The organism is Natronolimnobius sp. AArcel1 (assembly GCF_011043775.1).
Taxonomy (GTDB): domain Archaea; phylum Halobacteriota; class Halobacteria; order Halobacteriales; family Natrialbaceae; genus Natronolimnobius.
Window position 1 is genome coordinate 1 of record NZ_JAAKXY010000006.1, and the last position, 19338, is coordinate 19338.

General features: G+C 59.5%; 21 protein-coding genes. 14 read left to right on the forward strand and 7 right to left on the reverse strand.

Annotated elements, in window-relative coordinates; translation table 11 throughout:
* Window positions 1-821 precede the first annotated feature (821 nt).
* The 5 genes from G6M89_RS17665 to G6M89_RS17685 all read left to right on the forward strand — a co-directional run bounded on the left by G6M89_RS17665 (window position 822) and on the right by G6M89_RS17685 (window position 5176).
* Entirely contained in the window at window positions 822-1031 is a 210-nt protein-coding gene (locus tag G6M89_RS17665; RefSeq protein WP_165163229.1) for a hypothetical protein, read from the forward strand.
* A gap of 72 nt (window positions 1032-1103) precedes the next feature.
* A complete protein-coding gene (hisD, locus tag G6M89_RS17670; RefSeq protein WP_206335620.1) occupies window positions 1104-2399 on the forward strand; it encodes a histidinol dehydrogenase in 1296 nt (431 codons plus the stop codon).
* Between the two features lie 199 nt (window positions 2400-2598).
* Window positions 2599-4353: a methyl-accepting chemotaxis protein gene (locus G6M89_RS17675; RefSeq protein ID WP_165163230.1), complete on the forward strand. Its 1755-nt coding sequence runs from the start codon at window positions 2599-2601 to the stop codon at window positions 4351-4353.
* A 102-nt stretch (window positions 4354-4455) separates the two neighbouring features.
* Window positions 4456-4671, forward strand: a complete 216-nt coding sequence (locus G6M89_RS17680; protein ID WP_165163231.1) for a hypothetical protein — start codon at window positions 4456-4458, stop codon at window positions 4669-4671.
* Window positions 4672-4801: 130 nt separating this feature from the next.
* Window positions 4802-5176, forward strand: coding sequence for an iron-sulfur cluster assembly accessory protein (locus G6M89_RS17685; RefSeq protein WP_165163232.1), 375 nt, complete (start codon window positions 4802-4804; stop codon window positions 5174-5176).
* A 14-nt stretch (window positions 5177-5190) separates the two neighbouring features.
* Here G6M89_RS17685 and G6M89_RS17690 read toward each other — a convergent pair whose 3' ends face one another.
* Window positions 5191-5391 (reverse strand): dodecin, encoded by a 201-nt coding sequence (locus G6M89_RS17690; protein ID WP_165163233.1) that lies wholly within the window; start codon window positions 5389-5391, stop codon window positions 5191-5193.
* 109 nt (window positions 5392-5500) lie between these two features.
* On the opposite strand from G6M89_RS17690, the gene G6M89_RS17695 reads away from it, so the two are divergent.
* On the forward strand, window positions 5501-6712 hold the full coding sequence (locus tag G6M89_RS17695; RefSeq protein WP_165163234.1) for an alanine--glyoxylate aminotransferase family protein: 1212 nt from the start codon (window positions 5501-5503) through the stop codon (window positions 6710-6712).
* 6 nt (window positions 6713-6718) lie between these two features.
* On the opposite strand, the gene G6M89_RS17700 is transcribed toward G6M89_RS17695, so the two are convergent.
* Window positions 6719-7027: a hypothetical protein gene (locus tag G6M89_RS17700; protein WP_165163659.1), complete on the reverse strand. Its 309-nt coding sequence runs from the start codon at window positions 7025-7027 to the stop codon at window positions 6719-6721.
* 191 nt (window positions 7028-7218) lie between these two features.
* Entirely contained in the window at window positions 7219-7458 is a 240-nt protein-coding gene (locus G6M89_RS17705) for a DUF5816 domain-containing protein (protein ID WP_165163235.1), read from the reverse strand.
* Window positions 7459-7590: 132 nt separating this feature from the next.
* Between G6M89_RS17705 and G6M89_RS17710 the strand changes: the two genes are divergently transcribed.
* A complete protein-coding gene (locus G6M89_RS17710) occupies window positions 7591-8001 on the forward strand; it encodes a universal stress protein (RefSeq protein ID WP_165163236.1) in 411 nt (136 codons plus the stop codon).
* Here the strand turns inward: G6M89_RS17710 and G6M89_RS17715 are convergent, their stop codons facing one another.
* Together G6M89_RS17715 and G6M89_RS17720 are read right to left on the reverse strand one after the other, a co-directional pair.
* Window positions 8002-8442 carry a universal stress protein gene (locus tag G6M89_RS17715; RefSeq protein WP_165163237.1) on the reverse strand — a complete coding sequence of 147 codons (441 nt, stop codon included), beginning with the start codon at window positions 8440-8442 and terminating at the stop codon, window positions 8002-8004. It abuts the gene before it with no gap.
* A gap of 93 nt (window positions 8443-8535) precedes the next feature.
* Window positions 8536-9672, reverse strand: a complete 1137-nt coding sequence (locus tag G6M89_RS17720; protein ID WP_165163238.1) for a mechanosensitive ion channel family protein — start codon at window positions 9670-9672, stop codon at window positions 8536-8538.
* Window positions 9673-9809: 137 nt separating this feature from the next.
* On the opposite strand from G6M89_RS17720, the gene trmB reads away from it, so the two are divergent.
* The 7 genes from trmB to G6M89_RS17755 all read left to right on the forward strand — a co-directional run bounded on the left by trmB (window position 9810) and on the right by G6M89_RS17755 (window position 17494).
* Window positions 9810-10874: an HTH-type sugar sensing transcriptional regulator TrmB gene (gene trmB, locus G6M89_RS17725; protein WP_165163239.1), complete on the forward strand. Its 1065-nt coding sequence runs from the start codon at window positions 9810-9812 to the stop codon at window positions 10872-10874.
* A 246-nt stretch (window positions 10875-11120) separates the two neighbouring features.
* A complete protein-coding gene (locus tag G6M89_RS17730; RefSeq protein ID WP_165163240.1) occupies window positions 11121-12617 on the forward strand; it encodes an extracellular solute-binding protein in 1497 nt (498 codons plus the stop codon).
* Complete coding sequence (locus G6M89_RS17735; protein ID WP_165163241.1) at window positions 12607-13665, forward strand: carbohydrate ABC transporter permease; 1059 nt, start codon at window positions 12607-12609, stop codon at window positions 13663-13665. Before G6M89_RS17730 ends, G6M89_RS17735 begins: the two co-directional genes overlap by 11 nt.
* Entirely contained in the window at window positions 13665-14741 is a 1077-nt protein-coding gene (locus G6M89_RS17740) for a carbohydrate ABC transporter permease (RefSeq protein WP_165163242.1), read from the forward strand. The genes G6M89_RS17735 and G6M89_RS17740 overlap by 1 nt, the downstream gene beginning before the upstream one ends.
* Window positions 14742-14745: 4 nt before the next feature.
* Entirely contained in the window at window positions 14746-15933 is a 1188-nt protein-coding gene (locus G6M89_RS17745; protein WP_165163243.1) for an ABC transporter ATP-binding protein, read from the forward strand.
* Window positions 15934-16042: 109 nt separating this feature from the next.
* Window positions 16043-17113, forward strand: a complete 1071-nt coding sequence (locus G6M89_RS17750; protein ID WP_165163244.1) for a Gfo/Idh/MocA family protein — start codon at window positions 16043-16045, stop codon at window positions 17111-17113.
* An 84-nt stretch (window positions 17114-17197) separates the two neighbouring features.
* Window positions 17198-17494 (forward strand): carboxypeptidase-like regulatory domain-containing protein, encoded by a 297-nt coding sequence (locus tag G6M89_RS17755; protein ID WP_165163245.1) that lies wholly within the window; start codon window positions 17198-17200, stop codon window positions 17492-17494.
* 2 nt (window positions 17495-17496) lie between these two features.
* On the opposite strand, the gene G6M89_RS17760 is transcribed toward G6M89_RS17755, so the two are convergent.
* The gene (locus G6M89_RS17760; RefSeq protein WP_165163246.1) at window positions 17497-17778 is read right to left on the reverse strand and encodes a HalOD1 output domain-containing protein; all 282 of its coding nucleotides are present in this window, start codon (window positions 17776-17778) and stop codon (window positions 17497-17499) included.
* 136 nt (window positions 17779-17914) lie between these two features.
* Complete coding sequence (locus G6M89_RS17765; RefSeq protein ID WP_165163247.1) at window positions 17915-19312, reverse strand: deoxyribodipyrimidine photo-lyase; 1398 nt, start codon at window positions 19310-19312, stop codon at window positions 17915-17917.
* Window positions 19313-19338: the final 26 nt, after the last annotated feature.

Consider the following 19338-nt stretch of genomic DNA (forward strand, 5'->3'; position numbering starts at 1 on the left):
AGAAGGGGGAGGGTCTCTTTGGCGGTGAATGTCGTATCAATACACACTCACACATAAATGGGTCCACGTTCGGCGACCCCGTCATAAACCGATCAGGCGTCACCGAACTACCATGGCTCACATCAGATCCCATCTTAACGGAAGACCGCAGGGGTGGAATCCTCATCTCCTTCGGACGTATTTGTAGTCCGTCTGGGGTACTTAACCCCTTCGGACCGTCCGTCCAAGTCGACCACACTGAGCGTTTCAGTGCGACCGAACACATCACATCCGAATGCCCTTGTACACTTAAGGGCATCGGATCGGCGAGCCGCCGGAAATCGCATCCGGGGAGCGCCGTTGCGTACTCCAAGAGACGCGCCTTGATTACTTAAGGGCACCGTCTTGGTGTCGCATCCGATCCCGTGTGGGCATGGATGTGCGTTCCTGCCTCCGTGCCGGAATACGGCCGGAGGGCGCGGCGTCGTGCGCCGCGTTGTTCGCATTCATGACGAGGCCCGGGTTCATATATAAGGCCGTCGTCTCGAGCGACGAGTGATCTACGTTGATCAGTCTCGTGGAGGCAGTTCCCACGGTGTTTGAGGCTCGAGGAGCGGACGGTGATGAACGCGCAGTTCGCATGGTTTATGCAGCGAAAGTCTCACAATCGACATCTCCTCATGACGTATGGATCATCTCGTCCCCAGCCGTTGTGTCGCGGTTCTCACTCGTGTCACTCGCTTCGAACCGCACACCTGCTCACCAAGAGTGCCTATGGGCGAGTTCGTTCTGCTGGGGCGCAGACCGGAGCGCGTTTAGTGACTGCCTCAAAACATAATCGTATGCGAAAAGAGCGGTTCGTACTGCTGGCGGTGATCGCATTCGCAGTTGTCTTTGCGAGTTTCCTCACGCGCGGCGTTGGCCAGTTACTGATCGGTCGCGACCTCGCAATCTTGCTTTCGGCCCCGATTGCCGTCGTCGGGTTCGGACTCCTAATTTATCTGTTCGTCCGAGCAACACTCGACGCAGTTGGTGTCTGGACGCTCGAGTGAGTGAACACGAGCGCAAACGGAAGAGGGAAACGGTTTTTCGCGCGCCACGCGAACGCGTAGTAGAGAATAAGCATGGAGATCACTCAAATCGCCGACCTCGGTCCGGATGATCGCATTGCGTTCTTCGAGCGAGACGCGGGGGTCGACGCGATCAGTGGCGATGTCAGCGAAATTGTCGAGCGAGTCCGAACAGAAGGAGATGTCGCAGTCCGTGAGTACACGAGCGAGTTTGATGGGGTCGAAGTCGGCAATCTCGAGATCACGGATCAGTGTGAGCGTGCGTACGATTCCCTTGAGGATGACGTTCGTGAGGCAATCGAGGTGGCAGCGACAAACGTACGAGAGTTCCACGACGCGCAAGTGCCCGTTGACTGGCGTGAGGACTTTAGCCCTGGTCGTGAGCTTGGACGGCGATTCCGCCCAATCGATCGAGTTGGAGTCTACGTTCCTGGTGGCGCTGCGGCGTATCCCTCGAGTGCGATTATGGGTGTCGTTCCGGCGGTTGTGGCGGGTGTCGACCACGTCACAGTGGTCACGCCACCAGCGGACGAGCTCAACCCGGTCACGCTGGCAGCGATTCACGCCGCGGGTGCGGACGCGGTCTACAGCGTTGGCGGCGTACAAGCGATTGCGGGGCTCACCTACGGAACGGAGACGATGACGCGAGTACAGAAGATCGTTGGCCCAGGGAACAAGTGGGTGACAGCAGCGAAAGCCGAAGTCCGTGGTGATGTCGAGATTGACTTCCTGGCAGGGCCAAGCGAGGTCGTTGTCGTTGCAGACGAAACGGCAGATCCGGATCTCGTCGCGGCGGAACTTGTTGCACAGGCTGAACACGACCCGAACGCGTCAGTCGTCGCGGTCACCGATACGCCAGCGATAGCCGACGCGGTCGTCGATGCTATCGACGAACACGCGAGCGCACGCGAGCGCGAAGAGACAATTCGATCGGCTCTCGAGAACGAGGCAAGCGGCGTCTTGCTGGCACGGTCGATGAGCGAGGCGATTCTCTTTACTGAGGAGTACGCACCGGAGCATCTCTCGATCCTCGCACGCGATGACGAATCGGTCCTCGAGCGAATCGACAGTGCGGGGAGTGTGTTCCTCGGGCCGAACACGCCAGTTGCGGCTGGCGACTATGCAAGCGGGACCAACCACGTGTTGCCGACCAACGGTGGGGCACGCGTCACTGGCGGACTCTCTGTCGAGACGTTCATGCGGTCGACAACCGTCCAGCGACTCTCGAGTGAGGGGCTCTCTGAGATCGGTGAGACGGTAACGACGCTTGCGGATGCAGAGGGACTCGAGGCGCATGCCGAAAGTGTTCGACTGCGACTGGACGAACAGCCAGACGAGCACAGCCAGTAGGGTCGGAGGCTCCAACACTTTCTCTCGCAGGTCGCGGAACCAGCAACTGCCGCGGCTGCGATGTACGCTGCTGTTGTCTGTGTACGACTACAGATCAACCTGTCAGACAGTGCAGTACTCGTACTATATAGAGGCTCAGACATGACATACCACATAATGTGGCCCGAACGAATATCTATGACTCTTGTGCATAACTCGTATGAAGAATCCGGTGACAGCGTTCTTTTCCCGTCGGCAGACGTCCGAGACGACACACGAGTCGGCGAGTGATGACACCGCTGTCGAGACAAACCGGGATGAATCGGAAGAGCAAACCACTGCGGCCGACCAAGCGGCGACAGAGACGACAACCGATGCGTCTGCCTCGAGCGACGAGACTGCAGAAACACACACGGAAACTGCAGCACAGACAGCGTCTGATGGTGGCCAGATACGCGTGGGTGCGACTGATGCAGACGAGTCAACACCAACGCAGCCAGCGCACCCAGACCAACATGCTGGCGGCAGCAGTATGGACGCAGAAACGTTGTTCGAGCTGTTGCCACAGCCAGCGTTTGCGATTGGTCCAGCACATCAGATCGTCGGCTGGAACCGCGAAGCAGCCCTGCTAACGGGAATCGATCGGGAAGACGCACTCGGAAAGGATGCAGCGACGGTCTTCTTCCGAGATAGTCGGACGAAAACGCTCGCAGATACGGTCCTCGAGCGACCGCATGCTGCACACCAAGAAAGCGGCATTGCGCAATTGACCCGTGATCGACATGCCTACGAGCGCGAGAGTGAACTCGAGGATGCCAACGGTGAGACGGTGTGCGTTCGTTCGGTTGCGACGCCAGTGTACGAGGACGACGAACTCCAGAGCGTGATGCAACTCGTTCAAGACACCACAGCGGTTGTTCGCCGGCACGAGGCGATGGCGGAGTTGGTCACAGAGGCGACTGAAACCGGCCAGGCAATCACGAACGGCCGACTCTCGAGTCGGGTTGAGTATACGGACAACGCGGGCGTTCTTGATGAGGATAGCCGACAGCTTGCGGCGACGATCAACGAGATTGCGGCTCACGTGGAGGAGGTAATCCATGGACTCAGCGACGAAATCGAGGATCTCTCATCCGACGCAGTCGAAATCTCGGATGCAGCAGATGAGGCTGACGAGCAGGTCCGCGAGCAAACCCGTTCGATTCGAACGATCGTCACCGAAATCAGCGACCTCAGTGCAACGATGGAAGAAGTCGCAGCGAGTTCAGATCAGGTCTCTGCGGCGGCCGAACAGGCACAGGCTGCAGCGGCAGACGGCGTCGGCGTCAGCCAGAGCGCACGCAAAGAGATGGACGATGTCCTCGAGACCTCCGATGACCTCGTCGAGACCGTGACGAAACTCGAGCAGCGGGTGGCTGAGATCGATGGCGTCATCGACGTGATCAACGACATCGCCGATCAGACGAACTTGCTCGCGTTGAACGCGAACATCGAGGCCGCACAGGCTGGCGAAGACGGCGATGGGTTTGCGGTCGTCGCAAACGAGGTGCAGTCACTGGCCAGCGAGACGAAAGAGCATACAAATCAGATCTCATCTCGCGTCCGGGATCTACAGGGTCGGACCGAAGAGACCGTGGAAGCGACCGAGCAGACGAACGACAGTGTCACGAGCGCGAACGACGGGATCGACGAGGCCATTTCGAACCTCGAGGAGATCGCTGAGGCGGTCGACGAAGCCGCACTGGGGATTACACAGATTGCCGAAGCCAACGACGATCAAGCCGCATCGGTCGAAGAGGTTGCCTCTGAGGCCGACGGTGTCGCAACTGATGCGGATCAGATCGAAGCACGAATCGCAGAAGTCACTTCGCGGACGAATGCCCAGCGCGACGCCGTCGAAGAGATGGTCGAGTACGTCGAGCAGTTGAATACCGATCAGCGCGTTGATGGTATTGAGGAACAACAGCGACCGTAATCACTGATTGCGTGCAATTTTCAGGTAGATAGGTTCAAATTTGAGTAATTCAGGCGGAGTACGAACTGGTTTTACGGTCACCCATCACGTAGGGTAGCGAAGATGCAACCGCGTACTGTCGACCCGACCGACGCGCGGGTCCTCGAGCGGAATTACGACTACGCGCAGCGAAACGCTCGGCTCTTGTCGATGTGGTATGAGTGTGACCTCGAGCGGATGATCGAACTGTTGGCGGAAAATGGCGTTGAACTGTCGGCAAACGACGAGCAGTTATTCGGAACGTACTATCACTCAGTGAAGCGACGGTCGGCAGTCTGAGACCTGTTGTCGACTGGCCACAGACAGACCTCGAGCGACCGAACTGGTGAGCCGAGCGTGTCGCGTCCGGTATCGGCGCTTCAGTCTCGAGGGCGTCACAGTTAACATCGTCGCGCGTGAATACGTTTGTATGAGCACGGATAGCGTCGACGGCGGGACGGCAGACACCCAGCCTGAGATTGAAGTAACCGAAATCGCTGCCGAACAGGCTCGAGACCTCCTCGAGGGAGAAGGGATGGATCCAGCGGAAGCCGGATTGCGATTGTTCGTTCAGCAGGGTGGTTGTGCTGGCCTCTCCTATGGGATGCGCTTCGACGATGCGCCTGATGAGGACGATACGATCTACGAACACCACGAGCTACGCGTATTCGTCGATCCGGCGAGTATGAAGTACATCGAGGGAAGTATCCTCGATTACGAAAGCGGTCTGCAGGCCGAAGGGTTCCACGTCGAGAACCCGAACGTTGTCAGTGAGTGTGGCTGTGGCGAGTCGTTCCGAACCTAATTTTTTGCGACTGCTTATTCCTCGAGTTTGAACGCGACGGTGACTTCAGCCTGGTACTCGCGGTCGTCAGCACTGGCAATTTCGACGCCGAGCTCGTCGACTTCGACCCAGTGGACGTTTTGCAGAGTCTCTTCAGCGCGGTCGATTGCGTCGTCTGCGGCTGCGTCGAAGCTTTCTGGGCTGGTTCCGATGAGCGTGATCTTTTTGAAAACCATAGCGAGTGTTTGTACCGGCGACAGAAACTTAAATATACGCCGTGCAGCAGCCAAGCGGTTGCTGCGAGTAGTGTGAACGTTTTTGAGGGCGCCAGTACCATGTCAGTACATGCCAACGGCTGACGATCCGATCGATGTCGCGGAGATCGATGAGTTGACGCCGCCAAACCGGACGCTAATGGGGCCGGGGCCGAGTGATGTCCATCCACGCGTGTTGCAAGCGATGAGTACGCCGCTGGTTGGCCATCTCGATCCCTCGTTTGTCGAGATTATGGACGAGGTACAGGCGTTGTTACGCGACACCTTCAGGACAGACAATCAGTGGACGATTCCCGTTTCGGGCACTGGGTCGGCCGCAATGGAGGCTGCGATTGGCAACGTCGTCGAACCGGGCGATACGATGCTTGTCCCGACGAACGGCTACTTTGGGGACCGGATGGCCTCGATGGCCCGCCGAGCAGGCGGCGAGGTCGTCGAGGTTGAGGCTCCCTGGGGCGAACCGCTCGAGCCCGCAGCCGTTTCAGACGCGCTGGCCGAACACGACCCTGACGTGTTCGGATTCGTCCATGCCGAAACGAGTACTGGGGTTCGCCAGCCCAACGTTCCAGAACTGACTGCAGCGGCTCACGACCACGACGCGCTGGTGATCGCCGACACCGTCACTTCCATCGGCGGGGTAGAGCTGCACGTCGACGACTGGGGGATTGACGTAGCCTACGCGGGCCCCCAGAAGTGTCTCTCCTGTCCACCGGGAGCCAGTCCACTCACGCTTTCGGATACGGCGATGGAAAAAGTTCTCTCGCGCGAGGAAGACCCACGCTCGTGGTACCTCGATCTCTCCCTGCTCGAGGGCTACTGGGGCGAGGATCGGTCGTATCACCACACTGCACCAGTCACGAACGTCTATGCGCTTCGCGAGGCACTCCGCCTCGTTACAGAGGAGGGAATCGAACAGCGCTGGCAGCGCCACGAACACCTCGCGGGTGCGCTCAAAGCTGGCGTCGAAGCAATGGGCCTCGAGATGAACGCGCCCGATGAGTACTGGCTCCCGAGCCTGAACGCCGTCCGTGTTCCTGAGGGGATCGACGACGGCGCAGTCTGTTCGGAACTGCTCGAGCGCTACGATCTCGAGATTGCAAGCGGATTAGGCGACCTCGACGGTGAAATCTTCCGCATCGGGTGTATGGGCCACTCCGCGCGCCCGGAGAACGTGATCTACGTGGTGACGGCACTCGGCGATGTGCTCGAGTCGATGGGCGCGGACGTCGATCCGGGCGTAGGTGTCACTGCGACGCGGACGGCACTCAGAAAAAGCGAGTAGCCGGGATTACGCGGAGACGCGCGGGCCCGGTGGCGCGCGTTCGACCTGATAGTCGTCTCCGTCGACGACGATAATCGCCCACTCATAACTGGGCTCGGCCTGGGTCAGTTTCTCCTCGAGCGCGTCTGCATCGTCGGGTTCAGCGACGAAACAGTGGAACTTCCCTGACGACGATGTCGGAAGTTCGCCATACTCGAGAACGGTGTTTACGTGGACAACTTTCCATGCTCGTTCAGCACGGAACTCTGGACCGGTACCCTCGACGGTGTACCCTAGCTCGGCAAAGATCGACCTGGCCTGCTCGACGAGACGCATGTTAACAGGTCCCATTCATCCATAGGTATGTCACACCACAGCATAAACGTTGGTGTCTGACGCAGTATCGCCGGAACCAGCATCAAACTAAATTATTTGAAGACAAGTAAGAGAGTCGATCCAGAACAAGTAAACAATCGTCGCTTATAGAGCGAATTTACTTAAAATGTATCGAATAGCCATGGCCAGAGTCACTCGTGGGCAGCATCCCACTCGGTCGGCTTGCGGAAGTTCCCACACTGGTTGCACTTGATGCGGCCCATGGAGTCCATCGCGTTGTCGAAACTCTCGCAGTTCGAACAGAACCAGCCGTATCGGCGGTCTGCGTCTCGAGACTCGTAGGCGACGAGAAACGGGCCTTTCGACCCGCGGTCGCCGTCTGTCTGTGAGACGTAGACGGTCTCTCCCTCCGGCGTTGCGGTCCGTTGCATACACACGCATACTCACGCTCGGAATAAATGACTGTCCGTCTCTGTCACGAACGGGTGCGGTATGAGAGCATTACCCACCTCTGGCAGCAATAACTGAAACCTTTACCCGCGCGGAAATCGTTCGAACGAGTAATGTCGTTGGTCGTGGTCCCCGTTCGCTACCCCCTGTCGAAACACTCTCGTCGAACGCTCGAGCGCGCTATTGACGTTGCTCGCGAACGGGATGCAGCGTTGACCGTCCTTCACGTCGATCTCTATCAAAACGGGAAAAAAGTAACGCGAATCGACCTCAAAAACGCTGTCGAGCAGACGACCGGCCCAATCGAGAACGCTCGGTACGTCGTTCGCACTGGCTTTCTGGTCGAAGAAAGTATTCTTGACGAGGTCGCAGCCGAAGAAGCCGATGCCGTCGTCATCGGACGAAAACAGGCCAGTCGCCTGCGACGGATCTTCCAGCGTTTTACCGACAATCCCGATATCGAACGCTATCTGCGCGATCACCTCGACTGTGACGTCATTACCGTTGAAGGCGCACGCGCGTAGCTACTCCGGGCCAGCATTTCGAACGACGAACACCGGCATCGACGCATTGTCGACGACGCGCTCTGAAACGCTCCCGAGCGACGTCACCTTCTCTCGAGGACTCTTTCCTTGCGTCCCAATCACGATCAGCCCGATATCGTTGTCATCAGCATACTCGAGAATTGTCTTCGCGGGTGTCCCCTGGCGAACCGAACCGGTCGCCTCGAGGCCTTCAGTCGCCGCCTGCTCCTGAATCGCACCGATAGCGTCGTCGCCCTCCTCAGTGAGTGAGCGCTCGAGATCAGATCCGGCCTCGCCACCTGCCGCCGCCGTAATTCTGCTATCAACGACGTAGAGTGCGTGTATCGTGGCGTCGTTGTCCGCTGCGATCGGAAGCGCGTGTGAGAGAGTTTCACGAACAGTGTCGCTGCCGTCGGTCGGGATGAGAATATCGTCGTACATCGTCTCGAGTGACTAGTCGTCCAGTATGAACATAAAAGCATCCGCAGTGCCCACGACGACGGAACACTGGGCCGATACGGACGGCGTTCTACCTCATTCGTCGGTGTCAGTGTCCGTCCCGGCAGTGTCCGTTTCTGTGTGGGTTTTTTCACTCGAGGACGCCGTGCTCGAGTCGGTCGGTGTCGATTGGTCGTCGGCAGCGACGTGGCTATCGTGCGATTCTGGATCCGATGCGGGAGCCAGTTCCTGTTCGTCCACCGCGAACTGGGCGACACCGCTCGTCTCGTCGAAGACGTGATGGCGGTGGGGATAGGCAAACTCGATATCAGCGGTCTGAAACCGCGTTCTGATCGCGTCCTGAACAGCAGACTGGACAACGAGTTGCTTGTAGGGATGCTTGATCCAGAAGCGAAGCCGTAACAGAATGCCGTCGTCTCCGTACTCAACGATCGAACAGTCCGGAGCCGCAGCGTAGCGTGCACTCCCGATACGAATGTCCGGACCACCAGAGATCACCATATCGACATTGCGTGCCGCTCGTTCGGCGTGGCGTCTGGCCGCATCAAGGTCGCTCTCGTAGGTAATCTCGAAATCGACCGCGATTCGTGTTCGCTCATCTTCCGCGGAGTAGTTGATCACGTCTCGCTCTTGAATTTCGGAGTTTGGCATCACGATGAACGTATTCTCGAGGGTGAAGATTTTCGTGTAGCGAATCGTGATATCCTCGACAAAGCCGCGATGACCCTCGTCGACAATTTCGATCATGTCGCCAATTTCGTAGGGTCGATCCGCGAGGACGAAGATCCCGTTGATGAGGCTCCCGACGAGTGGAGCGAGAACGACTGCGATAACTGCAGAAATGACGGTCACCGAGAGGAAAATTTCGGTCCCACTGAGGCCGAAGACGGCTGCGACCGTGACGAGTGTCAAGACGAGAACGGATATTTTGACGCCGCGCAGTACGGTCCGCGTGACGCTGGGCCGTTCGATTCGTCGTGCGACCGTGCGTCCTGCTAATCGAACAACGAGATTCGAGAGATACCAACCGACAACGAGGACAATAGCGGCAACAGCAAGTTGGGCGATAAACTCAGATCCCGGGAGAACGGCTTCGACAGCCTCGACGATACCATCAGCACCCTCAGCGACCGGATCGTCAGCACCCTCTTCCGGAGACTCATCGCCCCCATTTCCGGCCGGCTCGTCTTCATCCTGTACGGCCGCGCGCATGCAGACATACTCTGTGCCGTGGTGGTTAAGGGTTCTGAACGACCACCCTGCCACTTCGCGGAGACAACCCGATTGTGAAAAGAGGTGCTACTCAGTACATAATAAATCATTTATCCATCGGGTCCCTGGCGAGGGATATGGCATCAGATGAGCTTCGAACGACGGTCGAACGCGTCGGCGACCGCTTCAACCTCGGCGAGTACGAGATCGACGCCTACCTCACTGTCCTCGAGCAGGGACAACTCACGGCGAGTGAAATCGCGGACCGAACCGAGATTCCACAACCGCGCGTCTACGATACCGTCCGCAGCCTCAGTGATCGTGGCCTCGTCGAACTCCGTGAATCCCGCCCGATGAAAGTCGTCGCACTCGATCCCGGCGATGCGTTCAACGACGTCCAGAGCTCTCTCGAGCAGATGATCGACGAACTCGAGGCCCGCTATACGGCCCCGGCCCGCGAGACCGAAGCCGTCTCGCTGGTCAAATCTCGTTCGACCATCCTGCGCTATCTCGAGGAAGTAATCACCGACGCAGAGTACGAACTCTCGCTCTCGCTCACCCCAGATCTCCTGGTTCGTTTCAAGGACGAACTTGCTGTCGCGGTCGACGACGGCGTCAGTATCGACCTCATCGTGACACCGGCCTCGGAAGCGCCCTCGCCCGAGGAGTTTGACTATCTCTCGGTCGCGACGACCGCTCGAGCGCGTCGTGGGATTACGACGCCGGTCGTCGCCGTCGCCGACGGCAACTACTCGATTTACGCGACCCAAGACGCCCTTCGCGACGATCAGGATCGCTACGGTGTCATCTTCAACCGCTCGGCGCTTGGCTTTCTCGTCTCTGGCTTCTTCGGCACCGTCCTTTGGACCACCGCAGAGGAAACACTCTGTGAAGACGGCTCGAACCGCGGCTATCCCCGCAAGTACGCGACGATCCGACGCTGTGTCAAGGACATCATCGATGACGGCGGCGAGTTCTACGCGACCATCGACGGCCGCGACGTCGAAGTCGGCGGTTCGCGCATCGTGCGCGGGCGCGTGATGGACGTTTCATTCGAAGTCAGCGAAGAGGTTGCTGCACTCACCCTCGAGACCGAGTCTGGCGAAGAACTCACTATCGGCGGCCGCGTGGCCGCACTCGAAGATATCGAGGCCCACGAGATCCACATCGGGCGTCACGAACCGCCAACGATCGACGACTGAGACGGGTTTCTGGAATGATTTCTGGTGGGACAGAGTTCGGATTTCAGTGATCTTGGCCGACACGAACACGATTTTGCAGGCGGCTTTGAAACAGGAGCCTGGGGAAGGCCTGGATTACACGCCGCCGTGTTCCACTGAGCAATTGATAAGACCTGCTTAGACAGCCACAGACTGCCGACTGTCTCGATTAATTGCGTATAATCAGGGCCACGATTAAAGTCGTTCAATCGCGTTGAAAGACGAAGGATGGGCCACGATAAGCAGCAACGAGGGCGTGTTGTGTCTGCTCGGGCCGGTGTTGAAAACTGGTCTCGTCGCCAGTGCCTCACGGCGGCATCGACCTCGGCAGTGCTCGGGAGTGTTGGCCTCGCCGGCTGTCTCGGCGGTGCACGCGACGAGAGCACCATTGTGATGAGTGGCGATACCGACTTCGAGGGAGCGATGGACGGTGAAGACGCCGAGACATCCATTCAGGAGGCGCTTTGGGACGCTGGTCTCGACGAGTCGATCACCGTCGAGGTCCAGGCCAGCGTCGACGACACCGACCAGCGGATGCAAAACTACCAGTCGACGCTGCAAGCCGGGCGCTCCCCACCCGATATCTTCATGATGGACAGCGGCTGGACGCTCCCGTTTATCCTGCGCGAGCAGACCACCAGCATGACCGAGGTCCTCCCCGACGACGTCCTCTCGCGCGTCGAAGACGACTATCTCGAGGCCTCACTCGAGACGGCGCGCCATCCAGAAACCGGTGATCTGCACGCGATTCCGCTGTTTCCGGACTTCGGCTTGATGCAGTATCGCCGCGATCTGGTCGAAGACGCTGGCTACGACACGAGCGCGTGGGATACCGACCCGCCCAGCTGGCAGGAGTTTGCCGAGGCCGCGGCTGACGCCCGCGACGAAGCCGGCATCGACTACGGTTTTACGACGCAGGCAGCCGCCTACGAAGGACTCGCCTGCTGTACGTTCAACGAGGTGATGACCACCTGGGGCGGCGCGTACTTCGGTGGTACTGAGACCCTTTTCGAGGCCGGCGACCGGCCGATCACCGTCGACTCCGAACCCGTCCTCGAGTCGATTCGGATGATGCGCTCGTTTATCTTCGGTGATGACGCGTCGGATACGCTCGATGGCTATCCCCAGATCGCGCCATCGACAATCGTCCAGTGGACCGAAGAGGAGTCACTCGGCCCGTTTGCCTCCGGTGAGTCCGTCATGCACCGCAACTGGCCGTTCTCGATTATGGACCTCGGCGCTGAAGACGAGTTCGGCGAGGACTTAGGCGTCATGGCGATGCCGTACGCGGTCTCCGAAGACGAGGCCGAATTCGAGGGTACCGGCGGCTCAGCCAACGCACTCGGTGGCTGGCACCTCACGCTCAACCCGAACACCGAACGCACCGAGATGGCCATCGAGGTCCTCGAGGCGTTCACCCAGGAGGAGGTTATGCTGACCATTTTCGAGTTGTTAGGATACATCCCGCCAGAAGTCGAGTTGGTCGAGGACGCCGATCCGGACGAGGTCGGCCCCGTCGCTCGCTACGGCGAGCAGATTCAGGAGGCCGCTGACAACGCGATTCCCCGACCTGTGACCGACATCTGGCCGGAACAGGCCTCGGTCATCGCCCAGGAAATCAACGCCGCCTACCGCGGCGCAAAGACACCCGAGGCGGCACTCGGTGACCTCAGTAACCGCCTCGAGCGAAGCGAGGTCGACGTGGAGGGGCAGAATGGCAACTGAATCAGAGAGTGGCGGCCCCGACAGTGACGAGGGGATTTTGATTGGTGGCGATAGCGAAACCGAACGCGGGCGCAGCGGCAACGCCGTCATCAACTGGATGGAGAATCTGAGCGAGGCCGCCTACGCCTACCTCCTCTTGATCCCCGCGTTCGCCCTGCTCGCGCTCATCGCGTTCTATCCGCTGGTGATGACGTTCGTCATGTCCCTGCGCGAGGATCGCACCCGCGGCCTCGAGCCACTGGGCGGCTTCGTCGGCGTCGAAAACTACGTCGACATCCTCACCGGGAACGCCCGCCTCGCCCGGCAGTTCATGGACGTAACGCTCTCGACGTCGTTCCCCTTCCTCGAGTTTGGCGTCCCGTTGCTCCAGCAAGCGCTGTTCGTCACGCTCGGCTTTGCGGTGATCAGCGTTATCCTCGAGACGGTGATCGGCTTCGGACAGGCGTACGTGCTGGATCAGGATTTCCGCGGCCGGCGCTGGGTTCGGGTTGCGATTATCCTCCCGTGGGCGGTGCCAATTGTGATACAGGGGATGATCTTCTTCCTGCTGTTCCAGCCGACGGTCGGTTTCGGCAGTGACCTGATGCAGTGGCTCGGCATTTTCGGTGCTGATCCGCTCGCGGACAGTCAGGATTCGTTCATCATCATCCTCGTCGCGGACATCTGGAAGTCGGCGGCGTTCATGGCCTTACTGATTCTTGCAGGCCTTCAGAGCGTCGACCGCAGTCTGTACGATGTCGCACGCGTCGCGGGCGCGTCGCCGTGGCAGCGCTTTAAGATGATCACGCTGCCGCTGGTGATGCCCGCCCTGCTGGTCGCGATGTTGTTCCGAACGATGGACGCGATGCGCGTCTACGGGCTGATCGAATCGACTGCGGGCTGTACGACCGTGCCGTCGCTGACGTGTCTCGTCGTCGAGGCGATGTTCGGCGGGACGCGTATCTATGCCACGGCGGCGGCAGTCGCGTTCATGACCGCACTCGTGATTGGCCTGATCATCTCGGTGTACGTGTTCTTCTTCCGTGACACCGAGGGAGGGCTCTACTGATGACCGACGACACCATGTCACACGACGATACAGCAGACGACAACGGCGACGACCGATTGGACGACGGCGTCCCTGAACACTGGAAGCACGTACAGCGGCTGGCTGACGGCGGCCAGCCCGGCGGACAGGCCGACCACGGCGCGGTGTTCGACGACGACGGCGATGTCGAACTCGACCGCGGCCCAATCGAACGCTGGGCAGCAAACGCGATCAAAAACCCCGAGCGGACCTACCGTGCGATGTTCTACACCGCGACGATCTTCTTCCTGTTTACGACGCTGTTCCCGTTCTACTGGCTGCTTATGGTCGCGCTCACCCCTGAAGGCCAGCAACAGGACATCATCCTCACGCCGAACGGCTTCAACCCCGGCGCGTTCATCGAGGTCTTTCAGGTCCTGCCGTTTCACTGGTATATGTTCAACAGCTTCGTCATCGCGACCGCCTCGACGATCATCGTCCTGGTCGTCGGGAGCCTCGCTGGCTACGCCTTCGGCCGTCTGCAGTTCCCCGGGAAGATCCCGCTCATGCTGTTAGTGCTCGTGATATCGTTCTTCCCACCAGCGGCCTTCTTCATCCCGCTGAACGACCTCTTTAACACCTCGTTCTTCGCCCTCGAGCCGATCACTGGCGATGGCACCCTCTACAACACGCCGGGTGCGATGGTCCTGCCGCTGTCAGCTATCTTCATGCCACTCGCGATTTTCATCCTCACAACCTTTTACAGCCAGATTCCGGACGGTCTCGAGGATGCTGCCCGTGTCGAGGGGACCACGCGCCTCGGTGCACTGTTTCGCGTGATCATCCCGCTGTCGGCCCCCGGCGTCGCCACCGCGGGCGTCCTGACGTTCATCGCCGTTTACAACGAGTTCTTCTTCTCGTTCCTGATGACCGACGGCCAACCGGAGAACTGGGCACCGATTCTCGAGGGGATCCTGGGTTACCAGGGCCAATACGAGGTGATGTACCACCTGATGGCCGCCTCGAGCATCATCGGCGTGATTCCGGTCGCGATCCTCGTGATCGTGGCTCAGGAAAAGATCGTGAGCGGACTGACCGCAGGCGCACTCAAAGAGTAACATTATGGCACGAGTTCAACTCGAGAACATCACGAAACGCTACGAGGACGTAACGGCAGTCGACGACGTCAGCATGGAGATCGAGGACGGCGAATTCGTCACCTTCGTCGGCCCCTCGGGGTGTGGCAAGTCGACGACGATGGAGACCGTTGCCGGCCTGACGAAACCCACCGAGGGCCAGGTCTACATCGGGAACGACGAGGTCACGAACCTCGCCCCCAAGGATCGAGGCGTTGCGATGGTGTTCCAGAACATCGCCCTGTTCCCCCACATGGACGTCTTCGAGAACATCTCGTTCGGGCTCCGCCTGCGAACCTACGATGACGACGAAATCCAACGCCGCGTCGAACGCGCCGCAGAGATCGTCCAACTCGAGGGGATGCTCGACCGGATGCCCGACGAGATGTCCGGCGGACAGCGCCAGCGCGTTGCGATTGCCCGCGCAATCGTGCGCAACCCCGACGTATTCTTGATGGACGAGCCACTCGCGAATCTGGACGCCAAACTCCGAGTGCACATGCGGACGGAACTCCAACGACTCCACCGCGAACTCGGGACGACGATCATCTACGTCACGCACGATCAGGCCGAGGCGATGACGATGAGCGACCGGATTGCCGTCCTAAACAAGGGAAAACTCCAGCAGATCGCGCCACCACTGACCTGTTACAACGAGCCAGCAAATCGCTTCGTCGCCGGCTTCATCGGCTCGCCGTCGATGAACTTCGCCGAGGGTCAACTTGTCGCGGACGGTCTCGAGACCGACCATTTCCGCGTCGATATCGACCCAGCCGACGTTCCCGGCGGTGGAGTCGGCGATTCTGTGACGCTTGGCATCCGGCCGGAAGATGTCCACCTCGAGCGAGGTGCGGACTCGCTTCCGGACTCAACGGAGATGATCAGCGCACGGACGGACGTCTTAGAGCCGATGGGCGATGAGGTGTTCGTCTATCTGTTGCTTGCCGAGGGCGTCGAACACTCGATGGAGCAAGACCCCACCGCATCGTCAGACCAGTTGCTCATGAGCGTCACGCCGGATACGGAAATCGCAGAAGGCCAGGACGTCAACGTCGTCCTCGACCGTTCAAAGATCCATCTCTTCGACACCACGAACGGGGATGCACTTCGACATGGGCTCATAGACCAATCGGCGCACGACTCAGACACCACACGAACGGAAGCCGACAGTTGACTCGACTCGTCGATATTCGTTTGGCGATGGAGCAAAGCATCTCGAGTGCCGAAATTCAATATAGCAGTGCGTGGTGTATCAGCGTGCAATACGACACACAACGGAACGGATGACAATGGACCGAAGCGATATTAGAACTGGAATCGTTGGCCTCGGGAACATCGGACAGTATCACGCCGAGCGACTGGTCGACCTTGACGTACCACTCGTCGGTGGAATGGACGTCGCAACGGAGGCACGAACACGGTTTGGGCGCCGCTACGATGTCGACGTCTACGAAGACCACCAAGAGTTGTACGACATTGTCGACGCTGTCATCATCACAACCCCAAACAAATACCACGAATCCTATGCTGTCGACGCGTTCGAACGCGACTTGCACGTCCTCCTCGAGAAACCACTGGCTCACTCACTCGAGAGCGCCGAGCGAATTGCACAGGCCGCCCGCGAAACGGAGAGTCACTGCATGGTGGGGTTCAACAATCGGTTTGCAAACACCGTCGAAATCGTCAAAAACCGGACCGAACGCGGCGAGTTGGGTGAGGTCACACACGTCGAGGCCAACTACGTCCGGCGGCGGGGCATCCCCGGCCGAGGGTCGTGGTTTACCCGCCGGCAGATTGCTGGCGGGGGCGCGTTGATCGACCTCGGCGTCCACGCGATTGACCTCGCACTCTACTTGCTCGACTACCCCGAAATCGAGGAGGTTATGGGCGTCACCCGCAGCGATTTCGGCTCGAGAGAGGAGTACACCTACCTCGAGATGTGGGGCGAAGACGCCGGTCCAGCCGGGTTCGACGTCGACGACTCTGCGAGCGCGTTCGTTCGCTGTGCCGACGACCGAACGATTGCCCTCGAGGTTGCGTGGGCGACGAATCGACCCTCGACACACGAGTTCGTCGCCAGTGGGACCGAATCCGCCGCACAATTTGACCTGCTCGAGGGAGACCTGCGATTGTACTCAGTTGGTCCGGACAAACCGAATCATCTCGAGGATACAGCCATTGAAACGCGCCAGAACGATACCCACCGGGCCGAACAGCGGGCGTTTTTCGACGGCATCGTAGTAGGCGATAACGGCTACGCCGACAGTGTCGAACAGGCACTGACTGTCCAGCAGGTAATTTCAGCAATCTATCGCTCGAGTGAGATGGGCCAGACAGTCACTGTCGGAGAGTAACAGGATCAATCCGAGCCATGTCTTGTCACGGTCGCTTGCAGGTCGTGTCCTTTTGACCCATGCGAACGAACACCACATAGAGCTATGCGAGTCGAACGAACGCTCGTGCTCGAACTCGAGCGCCACGAGGTAACGGTCGGTGACACAGTCACCGTCCGCGTGCGAGACACGGCGAACAGACCGATCGAAGGGGCGCGTATCGACGCAGGACCAGGGGTGTACTGGACGGATAAAACCGGCCGCTGTCGGCTCTCGTTTTCTACGCCCGGCTTTCAGAAATTGGTTGCGAGAAAAGCGGGTACCGACCGCGTCTCATACAATCCGGCGACAGCGCTCGTTCGGGCGCTTCCGCGCTCGAGAGCGCCGTGGCTTGCACGGTGAGATTACGCCCGCTCGAGGGGAGTCAGAGAGACAGAACCGTCGCCAGTGACGGTGACCTCGTAGTCTTCATACTCGAAAACGAGTCGTAGGACTCCGTTTGTCGCCGACGATGAGGCGATCAGTTGGTCGAGCGACTCCGGATTGACCGCCGCGTACAACGGGGCATACGCTGGTGGTTCAACCTCAGTAATGCCAACGCCTTCCGCCCGTGCAACAGCGTCGATGATCGCCCGACTCGGCGTCACGTCGTTAGTGACCGACGACTGTTCATCTGGAGCGGACATACGGAACACTAACAGGGATATTCTGATAAGGATGCCGGCAATTCGCATTCGGAGAGTCTGGTCTGCCCTGCAACACGACAGTGAACGATACTGGCTGGGATAGTCGAGAGACGCCACACAGCCCCTGAGCCTCGAGTCACTCCCGCGCTTGTTCGAACGTCTCGATTGCCTGCTCGCGACGCTCGCCGTGATCAACGATCGGTGCCGGATACTCGGGTGCAAGTCTCTCGCGGTCACTACTCGAGCAATCACACCAGTCGTGAATCACCTCTGCCGGAACGCCCTCAAGCTCTGGAACATATCGCTTGATATACGTCGCATCCGGGTCGTACTCGCGGCCCTGTTTCATCGGATTGAACACCCGGAAGTAGGGTTGGGCATCCATCCCTGTCGAGGCAGCCCACTGCCAGCCGCCGACGTCGTTTGCTGTGTCATGATCGGCGAGTTGCTGTCGATACCAGTCGTATCCACGCCGCCAGTCGACCAGCAGATCCTTCGTCAGAAACGAAGCGACCAGCATCCGAACGCGGTTGTGGACCCATCCCTCCGCAAGCAGTTGGCGCATCCCCGCATCGACGATCGGATATCCCGTTTCACCGGCTTTCCACGCCTCGAGTTCGTCGGGGTCGTTTCGCCACTCGATATCGGCCTCATAGCTACTGAAGTTCGACGTGACAATCTCCGGATTGAACGCAAGGACGTGTGCATAGAACTCGCGAAATGCGAGTTGGCGCTGGAACGACTCGATCCCCTCGCGCTCGTCAGCCGACGCCCCCTCGAGTGCGTCCGTAGTTGCGTCGTACACCTCTCGTGGGCCGAGGGTTCCCCACTTGAAGTGCACCGAGAGCTTCGAGGTCCCCTCAATTGCGGGATACTCGCGTTCACTATCGTACGCGCCGATCGACTCCGCACAGAATCTCTCGAGGTGGTCGAGTCCTGCCTCGCGTGTCACCGTGGGTGGGTCCGCAGCCGGCTCGTCGAAACCCAGTGTCTCGAGCGTCGGAACGTCGTCCGCAGTGTCGAGGTCGCTCGCGAGGGTCGCGGCTGCGGGCGCGTCGAACGGCGATTGTTTCTCACGGTCGCGCCACTTCTTCCAGAAGTACGAAAACACCGAGTAGTGTTCGCCCTGATTCGGCGAAATCGAGCCTGGCTCATGACAAACGTGGTCGTGACACGTTCGGACCGTAACATCTGCATCCTCGAGAGCGGCCGTCACAGCTCGATCACGCTCGCTGGCAAGGCCACTGTAATCAGCGTTCCAGTGGACGGCGTCAGCACCGTACTCCGCAGCGAGTGCCGGAATCACACCACTTGCTTCCCCCTGAGCGAGTACCAGGTCGCTGTCGCGCTCGCGATACCACGCCCGAAGCGACGCCAGTGCACGTCGGAGACAAGCGACGCGAATCGGCGAGGCGTGCTCGAGAATCGTGGGGTCAAGGACGAACACCGGAACAACGCGGTCACGTTCGGCGGCGCGTGCGAGTGCGGTGTTGTCCGGCCCGCGAAGATCACGACGATGCCAGTGGACGATCATAGCTCACAACGCGGGCTCGAGGGTCG

What these genes read in the sequence shown, in the direction of transcription:
- G6M89_RS17665 (WP_165163229.1), top strand. Translation starts at nt 822, where the DNA reads ATGCGAAAAGAGCGGTTCGTACTGCTGGCGGTGATCGCATTCGCAGTT.
- hisD (WP_206335620.1), top strand. Translation starts at nt 1,104, where the DNA reads ATGGAGATCACTCAAATCGCCGACCTCGGTCCGGATGATCGCATTGCG.
- G6M89_RS17675 (WP_165163230.1), top strand. Translation starts at nt 2,599, where the DNA reads ATGAAGAATCCGGTGACAGCGTTCTTTTCCCGTCGGCAGACGTCCGAG.
- G6M89_RS17680 (WP_165163231.1), top strand. Translation starts at nt 4,456, where the DNA reads ATGCAACCGCGTACTGTCGACCCGACCGACGCGCGGGTCCTCGAGCGG.
- G6M89_RS17685 (WP_165163232.1), top strand. Translation starts at nt 4,802, where the DNA reads ATGAGCACGGATAGCGTCGACGGCGGGACGGCAGACACCCAGCCTGAG.
- G6M89_RS17690 (WP_165163233.1), bottom strand. Translation starts at nt 5,391, where the DNA reads ATGGTTTTCAAAAAGATCACGCTCATCGGAACCAGCCCAGAAAGCTTC.
- G6M89_RS17695 (WP_165163234.1), top strand. Translation starts at nt 5,501, where the DNA reads ATGCCAACGGCTGACGATCCGATCGATGTCGCGGAGATCGATGAGTTG.
- G6M89_RS17700 (WP_165163659.1), bottom strand. Translation starts at nt 7,027, where the DNA reads ATGCGTCTCGTCGAGCAGGCCAGGTCGATCTTTGCCGAGCTAGGGTAC.
- G6M89_RS17705 (WP_165163235.1), bottom strand. Translation starts at nt 7,458, where the DNA reads ATGCAACGGACCGCAACGCCGGAGGGAGAGACCGTCTACGTCTCACAG.
- G6M89_RS17710 (WP_165163236.1), top strand. Translation starts at nt 7,591, where the DNA reads ATGTCGTTGGTCGTGGTCCCCGTTCGCTACCCCCTGTCGAAACACTCT.
- G6M89_RS17715 (WP_165163237.1), bottom strand. Translation starts at nt 8,442, where the DNA reads ATGTACGACGATATTCTCATCCCGACCGACGGCAGCGACACTGTTCGT.
- G6M89_RS17720 (WP_165163238.1), bottom strand. Translation starts at nt 9,672, where the DNA reads ATGCGCGCGGCCGTACAGGATGAAGACGAGCCGGCCGGAAATGGGGGC.
- trmB (WP_165163239.1), top strand. Translation starts at nt 9,810, where the DNA reads ATGGCATCAGATGAGCTTCGAACGACGGTCGAACGCGTCGGCGACCGC.
- G6M89_RS17730 (WP_165163240.1), top strand. Translation starts at nt 11,121, where the DNA reads ATGGGCCACGATAAGCAGCAACGAGGGCGTGTTGTGTCTGCTCGGGCC.
- G6M89_RS17735 (WP_165163241.1), top strand. Translation starts at nt 12,607, where the DNA reads ATGGCAACTGAATCAGAGAGTGGCGGCCCCGACAGTGACGAGGGGATT.
- G6M89_RS17740 (WP_165163242.1), top strand. Translation starts at nt 13,665, where the DNA reads ATGACCGACGACACCATGTCACACGACGATACAGCAGACGACAACGGC.
- G6M89_RS17745 (WP_165163243.1), top strand. Translation starts at nt 14,746, where the DNA reads ATGGCACGAGTTCAACTCGAGAACATCACGAAACGCTACGAGGACGTA.
- G6M89_RS17750 (WP_165163244.1), top strand. Translation starts at nt 16,043, where the DNA reads ATGACAATGGACCGAAGCGATATTAGAACTGGAATCGTTGGCCTCGGG.
- G6M89_RS17755 (WP_165163245.1), top strand. Translation starts at nt 17,198, where the DNA reads ATGCGAGTCGAACGAACGCTCGTGCTCGAACTCGAGCGCCACGAGGTA.
- G6M89_RS17760 (WP_165163246.1), bottom strand. Translation starts at nt 17,778, where the DNA reads ATGTCCGCTCCAGATGAACAGTCGTCGGTCACTAACGACGTGACGCCG.
- G6M89_RS17765 (WP_165163247.1), bottom strand. Translation starts at nt 19,312, where the DNA reads ATGATCGTCCACTGGCATCGTCGTGATCTTCGCGGGCCGGACAACACC.